Genomic DNA, 7,787 nt, shown 5'->3' with positions numbered 1-7,787 from the left:
ATATTAACCTGCAATTTGTGTAAAGGTTTTTTTAACTATTTTTGGCTGGGTTACGGTGTTGAAAAACAAAAAGCAAAATAAATAAGATCTTTTGTTAGATTCCATTACTCGTTTTGTCGAAATATATCCCCCATTCGTCGATTAAGGGCAAATTGATGTAACAAAGGTGGTGTTATAACCTCTAAATTGTATAAAAAGTGAAACAATGAAGTACATTAAAAGCTTTCCACTAGAACTTTTTTTCTGGGTAGCAGCTTTAGTATTACTGGCAACAACGAATGGCCACGAGCATCACTTCACACTTTGTCCGCTAGCCAATTTAGGTTTTGAGGATTGGTGTCCGGGATGTGGTATAGGCAGGTCAATCAGTCATATTTTACATGGCGAGTTTACCAAAAGCTTTTCCGAACATTGGTTTGGGTTTCCGGCACTTTTGATTATAGTTTATAGAATTTACACATTGATAAAAAATAAAAAAACGTTTAAAATTTCAACCACAAATACATAGCAACCATGGATATATTTCAATCACCTCTAATGTCGTTACCAGGTATAACGCCAGAAGAATTCTCATACTTACAACAAGCTACCACCGGATTAACCGAACAACAGTTGCGTAACTTCTTAATGGTTTACAGCAGCAAAAGGAAAAWTCCATCAGATATGCTAATTTTCTGTTTAATCGGTTTATTTGCTGTCCCAGGATTACAAAGGTTTATCATCGGGCAGATCGGAATGGGTATTTTATACCTCTTAACCGCAGGTTTATGTTTTATCGGATCGATCATCGATGTCGTAAACCACAAAACCCTTGCTTTTGAACATAACCAAAAAATGGTTTTCGAAAGCTTGCAGATGGTAAGAATGGGCGGTTTTCAGTAAACTTTCACTTTTAGGATCCTTAATAATTTTTTGAAAAGCAAAGACAGCGCAATTATTAATGTTCGTCCCGCCATACACGACAAGTCCGCACCCAATGAAAAATTGGGTTTGCGGGCTTTTTGTTTCTGTCGGGTTTGTAAACCTGGGTTTGTTCGTGCTTAGGTTAGTTTTTACCTGCCCTTCCCACAATATGATAACTTAAGGAGAAAACAAAAAATATTGTCAGTCTGAGCCTGCGAAGGACAAATATTTTTTGTTTCGGATATTAAGCGGTCTTCGACAAGCTCAGACTGACAACAATTATACTTGAACTGATTATATTGGAAATGGTTTTGTTGAACTTTAAGTGGGCCTGTACATTTTCAAAACAAAAACATTAATTATTTCTCTTATCAAGAAAACCCCAAATTTTCTATATTTATCAAATGAAATTAGCTGAAATTACCAATTATTTAGAAAGCATAGCACCACTTAATTATCAGGAAGATTATGATAACTCTGGTTTGATTGTGGGCGATCCGAATATGGAAATCCATGGGGCTTTAGTGGCTTTAGATTGTGTAGAAAAGATTGTAGATGAAGCAATTTCAACAGGCTGCAATCTGATTATTACCCACCACCCAATTGTTTTTAAAGGTTTAAAAAAACTAAACGGTAAAAATTATGTGGAGCGCGTAGTGCTTAAGGCAATTAAGAATAATATTGCACTTTATGCTATTCATACGAATCTTGATAGCGTTCATACTGGTGTAAATGCGAGGATTTGCGAGCGTTTGGGCTTAACAGGAACTAAAGTGCTTTCGCCGAAAACAGGCCTTTTGAAAAAACTGGTTACCTATTGCCCGCAGGCCCAGGCAGAGCAATTGCGTTCGGCATTATTTTATGCCGGAGCAGGTAACATTGGCAATTATAGTGAGTGCAGTTTCAATGCCGATGGCTTTGGCACCTTTAAAGGTAACGAAGATGCTGATCCTTTTGTAGGTGAGAGAGGCGTTCGCCACCGTGAGGCCGAAGTGCGGATTGAAATGGTTTACCCTACACAAGCCGAACGCAAAATCCTGGTTGCTTTGTTCGAGAACCATCCTTATGAAGAAGTAGCCTACGATATTTACAAACTCGAAAATAAACACCAATTGGTGGGCTCGGGCATGGTAGGCTGGTTGGAATACGATATGGATGCCTATGATTTTTTACATTTGGTAAAAGATAGAATGCAGGCCAAAGTGGTTAGGCACACCGAGGTAATTGGCAAAAGAATTAAAAAAGTGGCGGTCTGCGGCGGCTCGGGAAGCTTCCTGTTAAAAGAGGCCATTGCTGCCGGAGCAGATGCTTTTATTACCGCAGATTTTAAATATCACGAGTTTTTTGATGCGGAGGAAAAATTGATCATTGCCGACATCGGACACTTTGAAACTGAACAATTTACCTCAAATTTATTGCTTGAAATTATTCGGAAAAAATTTACTAACTTTGCAATCCGTTTAACGGAGCAAAATACAAACCCCATAAATTACTTGTTTTAATGGAACAAACCGTAGAACAAAAGCTAAAGGCTTTATACGAATTACAAAATATCCACACAAAAATTGATAAGATCCGCCAGGTACGTGGTGAATTACCAATGGAAGTTGCCGATCTTGAGGATGACGTTTTAGGATTAGAAACTAGAATTGCAAAAATCAAAGGCGAACTTGATGATCTTGAGGATTCAATCGTAACCCGTAAAAATACAATTAAAGATGCGCAAGCTGCCATCAAAAGATACGATACTCAATTAAAAGAAGTTAAAAACAACCGTGAATACGATGCTTTAACAAAAGAAATTGAGATTCAAGGTTTAGATATTCAGGTTTCTGAAAAGAAAATTAAAGAACACGGTTTCGAAATCACTTCTAAAACTGAAATCTACGAAGCTGCTAAAGCTGAGTTAGATGGCAGAAAGAAAGATTTAGAAGTTAAAAAAGGCGAGCTTGATGTAATTACTGCTGAAACTGAAAAAGAAGAGCATGATTTACAAAAGAAAGCTGATAAAGCCGAGCCTCAAATCGAAGAGCGTTTATTGGTTGCCTACAAACGTTTACGCAAAAATGCTGTAAATGGTTTAGCTGTGGTAACAATCGATCGCGATTCTTGCTCAGGTTGTTTTAACCAGATTCCACCTCAACGTCAGTTAGATATCCGCCAACGTAAAAAAATTATCGTTTGCGAACACTGCGGGCGTATTTTGGTTGATGAAGCTTTAACGCACGAAGTAGCAGAAGCTTAATCCGCATCATAAATTATTAGAACGTCCCGATTTAATCGGGACGTTTTTTGTTTAGACCTATTTTCTGGCGTTTACACAAAACAAGAATATGATTTTAGCGTTTAATGTAGATATTTGTTTAAATGTGAACTACTGTTGCTATAGCACAGGATCAAACTGAAATATATTCCCGAATGAATAAAATCTTCCCTGCTTTTGCGTTTTCTGCTCTTCTCTTATTTCCAGCATCCTTATTTGCAAATTTCGACTTTAACAACAATTGCTTAAATGCCTATAAAAGTATATTCGAACTTAAATTAGGCAATGCACGATAAAAGGTCACCGTACTACCTGTATGCGCAGGCAGAAATTAATTTGCAATGGGCGCTGATCCGTGGGCGTTTTGGTGAATATTTTAATGCTGCAATGGAGGTTAAAAAGGCCAACAGCCTTTTGCAGGAGAACAATAAGAAGTTTCCTAATTTTCATCTTAACTTAAAAGGTTTGGGGTTGATTAATGCGGTTTTGGGCAATCTTCCGGATGGGGCATTAAAAACGGCATTATCTACTTTTGGGATAAAAGGCAACCTCCAGAACGGATTAAATATGTTCGAAAAACTGGCAGATAATCTGCCGAAATCATCTTACGAGCCTTTTTACGAAGAAGTGGTGTTTTATTATGCCTATGTGTTAACCGATGTAGCGCATAGCCCACAGGCTTATGCAAAAACCATAAAGTATACCGAGCGGATTGCCGATACCAGTTTGTTAAAAAGTTATTTGCAGAGTTATGTATGCATTAAAAATGGACATAGCGAAGAAGCCATCGCCATTTTGGCCAAGCGGCCTGAAGGAGGGGTTTATCAGCCTTTTCCTTATTTAGATTATCTGGAGGGTATTGCGCACCTAAATAAACTAGATCTTAATTCAGGAACCTATTTTAACCGCTTTTTGCAGACAACCAAGGGTGTAAATTTTGTGAAGGACGCTTACCTTCATTTGGGCTGGATCTCTCTTCTGAAGGGAGACAAAGCGGCTTACACGGCATTTGCAGCCAAGGCAGTTAAAAACGGATATACCTACATGGAAAAAGACAAACAGGCGAAAGCCGAAGCTGCTTCAGGAACGCCAACAGTTGATCTGTTGAAAGCCCGGCTACTTTTTGATGGGGGTTATTTGAACAGGGCCTTACAGATCCTTGGTGATAAGAAAGTAACGGATTACACCAGCGATAAAGACAAAACAGAACTGAATTACCGTTTGGGTAGAATTTATGATGATTTAGGGAAAGACGATCAAGCATTAATAGCTTATCAGGAGACCATTAATGAAGGCAAAAATTTAAAATATTACTTTGCCGCCAACGCTGCTGTGCAGATGGGTAAGGTTTACGAAAGAAGGAAAAATAACACGAAAGCGAAAGAGGCTTTCAATACAGCCATTGCCATGAAAAATCATGAATTTGAAAGCAGCATTGAAAGCCAGGCCAGAGCCGGATTAAAACGGTTAGCAAATTAGAAGCGGTGTATAAAGGCATTAATGTGCATCCCTGCTCCTACCGAAGCAAAAACAGCTACATCGCCAGCCTTAACTTTATAGCCTTTAACTTCGCCTTTTAGTACCAGGTCTAATAAGGTTGGTATGGTGGCAACTGAACTGTTTCCTAACCATGAAATCGTCATTGGGACTAAGTTTTCTGGCACTGTATCTTTGCCATAAAGCTTAAACAAACGTTTCATAATAGCCGTATCCATTTTTCCATTAGCCTGGTGAACAAATACGATATTTACATCTTCAACGCTTAAGCCTGCTTTATCAATGGCCTTTTTAATCACCTGAGGCACCTGAATTACCGCAAACTCGTACAGCTTACGCCCGTTCATTTTTAAATAGAGGTTTCCATTGGTTTCATCAGGATGAGCGCTCTTGCCCATGGTTAATAAATTGCCATGGTTTACGGCATGCGTTTCTGTCTTATGTGCTAGAATTCCTCTTTTTTCTTCTGATTTTTCTGCCTCGAAAATTACGGCGCCAGCACCATCCGAAAAGATCATGCTATCACGGTCGTGCGGATCGATAATGCGGCTTAAGGTTTCTGCACCAATAACCATAACACGTTTCGCATCTCCGCTTTTAATATAATAATCTGCCTGTATTGCACCTTGAACCCATCCTGGACAACCAAAAATGATGTCGTAGGCAACACAGTCTGGATTTTGAATGCCTAACTGTTGTTTTACCTTTGAAGCTAAAGAAGGCAAAATGTCTATGCGGTTGCTACCTAAAGGGATATCGCCAAAATTATGACAGAATATAATATAGTCTAAGGTTTCTTTATCAATTCCTGCATTTTCAATGGCTTTTTCTGCAGCCTTTGCGCCAATATGATTGCTTAACTGCTCGGGGCAGGCGTAGCGTCTTTCTACGATTTCCGTTATCTCAGAGAATTTATCAATGATCTCTGAATTCTCTTTCTCCAATAGATTCCCATTCTCAAAAAACGTAGAATTTAGGAATTCACTACCAGAAATAATATTCTGTGGGATATAACTTCCAGTACCGGTTATTACCGTATTTATTGCTCTGCTCATAATTATAATACCGCATACTAAAACGGTATGTAGTATAAAAATATCAATTATATTCGAGAAACGAAAATAAATTAAAATATTAACGGAGCTTATTTTCAATTGCGGATTTTAATAATCCTGCTTTTCCGGTTATGTTGAGCTTTTGCGCCATATTTTTACCTAATATTTCATAAATATAGTATATAAACCACCTAACTAAATATACCCAGTAAAGGGTATATAAATGGTTTAGTTGATCGGGTATTTTTACCATGAATTAAACGAAATAAAATGAAAAGTTTCTTGACCATTGTTTTGCTCCTGTTTATGGTACAGGTGGCAAATGCGCAATCGCATGTTTCGAAGAGCGAATATGCCCGTTATAATTGCAGGTTTGCACCTAAAGGCTGGAATAACGCTGAAGGAAAACTGATGTGCCCCGCTTGTGACAAAGAAAATGAGGACGCTCGCAAAAAGAAAATCGCGGATGATAAAGCTGCTTCCGTTGCACATAATTTAAAAAATGAAAAACTTAAAGCAGAAAATGCAATTGCCTTTAAAAAGAAACAGGCAGAATACGCAGCGAAGAATAAAGTAACTGAAGTGCATGTTACCATGGGCAAAACAGCTGTAACCGATAGTAAAAAACCAGAGCCGCCCGTAAAGAAAGGACCAGTTAAATTGGGCAAAGATATACAGCTCTATGCTGGTTGGGGAATGGGAATGTTTACCCACAATGGCCGGACTAATTGTTTTTTAAACGAGAATAAAGATACTGTGCTAAAGAGTAACGATTATTTAGAGGCTTATGCTGTAATGGGCGAAAACAAAAATAATTTTCCAAAGAACATTGGTATAGTGCTTTTAAAGGAGACCAATAAAATATCAAATGGAAGAGAACAGAATGTTGCCGATATAGTTGACCTTAAAGGAAAAAGGCATTTCAACGACAATACCATTAGTACCATTTTCCACCTGGCTGATGATTATTTTGTGGTGTGCAAAAGTCCAACACTTCCTGAATGGCGCTCTTATGGAAACAATTATACGGGTTACGAAAATGTTGAAATTTACAATCTCAAAACCAAGAAAAGTATAAAACTGGATAAGGATGCTGGCCGGTTTGTAAGCATATCCATTTATGTTGGTGGGCGTAAAATGGGCGACCCAGGTCTAGAACCTTTTCTCTCTCGTGTATATATCAATTATGACGAAGATGTATATTGCCTTAATGCGAATAGGGAAATGGTGGTTAAGAAAATACTAAAAGCAGATAGGTAACAACGTCCAGCAGTCAATCATTATTGGGCAATTTAAGTGTGCAGTACGGAAACTATGATTAAGGCAGTAGCAAAGTAGTTGCTGCCATTTTTAGTTCTGAGCGGTATTTGTCAAAATTAATTACAGTCTTAACTAAAATCATCAATCAGAAACACAAAAAGCTCTTTAGGTCCGTGCGCGCCTAAAACCAAAGTTTTTTCGATATCGGCAGTTCTGCTTGGGCCTGTAATGTTGCTGATCATTGATGGGATTTGATTGCCATACTTGTTCTTCAATAACAGAAAAGCATCTTTAAGATCTAAAACCAACTGACTGGTTTTGGCGATCACGATGTGATGATGTGGAAAGATACTAAGCCTTCTTCCTGCAGCACCCTGGTTAGTTACCATTACACTTCCATTACGGGCAATTAAGGCTTCGCAAAGGGTAATGCCTACCTCGGCCTGTTCAAAATCTTTATCGGTTTGGTAAAAAGGAAATTCATATTTGCTCAAAAACTGTTGAAGTTCTGGTTCCCAGCAGTATATTTTCCGCCATTTAAACTTGTCGGCCAGCTGTAGCATGTTTTCAAAAAAATCGATCCCGTCTTCGCAGAAGATAAAGTTGCCAGATACGGCGGTGAGCTGTTCGGCAAATAATACCTCTAGCTCATCTGTATTTTTTTTATACAATTGACTTTCTTCTAAATTAGGATAAGGGTTTTCGCGCTTCTCTAATAGTGCTTTCCTTATCTTTTTTAGTATTTGTTCTTTCGCTGTCGTATTATCCTTCATTATAAAAAAAAGCTACCCTAATAATTAAACTAGGGT

General features: G+C 38.2%; 8 protein-coding genes. 6 read left to right on the top strand and 2 right to left on the bottom strand.

Annotated features, from left to right (window positions below; translation table 11 throughout):
* Positions 1-205 precede the first annotated feature (205 nt).
* The 5 genes from AC1DND_RS21145 (at position 206) to AC1DND_RS21125 (ending at position 4,645) form a co-directional block, all read left to right on the top strand.
* Entirely contained in the window at positions 206-508 is a 303-nt protein-coding gene (locus AC1DND_RS21145) for a DUF2752 domain-containing protein (RefSeq protein ID WP_477584607.1), read from the top strand.
* 5 nt (positions 509-513) lie between these two features.
* Positions 514-882 carry a TM2 domain-containing protein gene (locus tag AC1DND_RS21140; protein ID WP_477584606.1) on the top strand — a complete coding sequence of 123 codons (369 nt, stop codon included), beginning with the start codon at positions 514-516 and terminating at the stop codon, positions 880-882.
* A gap of 425 nt (positions 883-1,307) precedes the next feature.
* Positions 1,308-2,405: a Nif3-like dinuclear metal center hexameric protein gene (locus tag AC1DND_RS21135; protein WP_477584605.1), complete on the top strand. Its 1,098-nt coding sequence runs from the start codon at positions 1,308-1,310 to the stop codon at positions 2,403-2,405.
* Entirely contained in the window at positions 2,405-3,148 is a 744-nt protein-coding gene (locus tag AC1DND_RS21130) for a zinc ribbon domain-containing protein (protein ID WP_477584604.1), read from the top strand. Before AC1DND_RS21135 ends, AC1DND_RS21130 begins: the two co-directional genes overlap by 1 nt.
* 303 nt (positions 3,149-3,451) lie before the next feature.
* Entirely contained in the window at positions 3,452-4,645 is a 1,194-nt protein-coding gene (locus tag AC1DND_RS21125; protein ID WP_477584603.1) for a YfgM family protein, read from the top strand.
* Here AC1DND_RS21125 and AC1DND_RS21120 read toward each other — a convergent pair.
* Complete coding sequence (locus tag AC1DND_RS21120) at positions 4,642-5,718, bottom strand: 3-oxoacyl-ACP synthase III family protein (RefSeq protein ID WP_477584602.1); 1,077 nt, start codon at positions 5,716-5,718, stop codon at positions 4,642-4,644. The genes AC1DND_RS21125 and AC1DND_RS21120 overlap by 4 nt on opposite strands.
* Before the next feature lie 270 nt (positions 5,719-5,988).
* On the opposite strand from AC1DND_RS21120, the gene AC1DND_RS21115 reads away from it, so the two are divergent.
* Positions 5,989-6,978: a hypothetical protein gene (locus tag AC1DND_RS21115; protein ID WP_477584601.1), complete on the top strand. Its 990-nt coding sequence runs from the start codon at positions 5,989-5,991 to the stop codon at positions 6,976-6,978.
* 128 nt (positions 6,979-7,106) lie between these two features.
* On the opposite strand, the gene AC1DND_RS21110 is transcribed toward AC1DND_RS21115, so the two are convergent.
* The gene (locus AC1DND_RS21110; RefSeq protein ID WP_477584600.1) at positions 7,107-7,751 is read right to left on the bottom strand and encodes a LutC/YkgG family protein; all 645 of its coding nucleotides are present in this window, start codon (positions 7,749-7,751) and stop codon (positions 7,107-7,109) included.
* Positions 7,752-7,787: the final 36 nt, after the last annotated feature.

The organism is Pedobacter sp. 01N416 (assembly GCF_056399685.1).
This window is presented reverse-complemented; position numbering and strand designations above follow the sequence as displayed.